This is a genomic window from Pseudomonas sp. KB_15, assembly GCF_052114525.1.
In the GTDB taxonomy this organism is placed as follows: Bacteria; Pseudomonadota; Gammaproteobacteria; order Pseudomonadales; family Pseudomonadaceae; genus Aquipseudomonas.
Map to the genome: position 1 here is coordinate 1 of NZ_JBFREX010000249.1, position 423 is coordinate 423.

A 423-nucleotide genomic window follows, 5' to 3' on the forward strand; every position below is an offset into this window, starting at 1 on the left:
AGCTGGTGCAGATCGATGGCAGCGATCATCACTGGTTCGAGGACCGGGCGGCGGCGTGCACGCTGCTGGTCTACGTCGACGACGCCACCGGCCGGCTGATGCAGCTGCTGTTCGTGCCGACCGAATCGACGCCAGCCTACTTTGCCGCCACCCGGGCCTATATCGAACGGCACGGCAAGCCGATGGCGTTCTATTCCGACAAGGCTGGCGTCTTCCGCGTCAACCGACAGGAGAATGCCGAAGGCCGCGGCTATACGCAGTTCGGGCGCGCCCTCTTCGAGCTGAACATCGACATCCTGTGCGCCAACACGAGCCAGGCCAAGGGCCGCGTCGAGCGAATGAACGGCACGCTGCAGGACCGGTTGGTCAAGGAATTGCGGCTGCGGGAGATTTCCAGCATGGAAGCCGCCAACGCCTACGCGC

1 pseudogene is annotated in these 423 nt (G+C 64.5%); it reads left to right on the forward strand.

The features are described 5' to 3' along the window. Nucleotides 1-423 (forward strand): annotated as a pseudogene (locus AB4Z35_RS30720) (ISNCY family transposase); the annotation flags it as partial.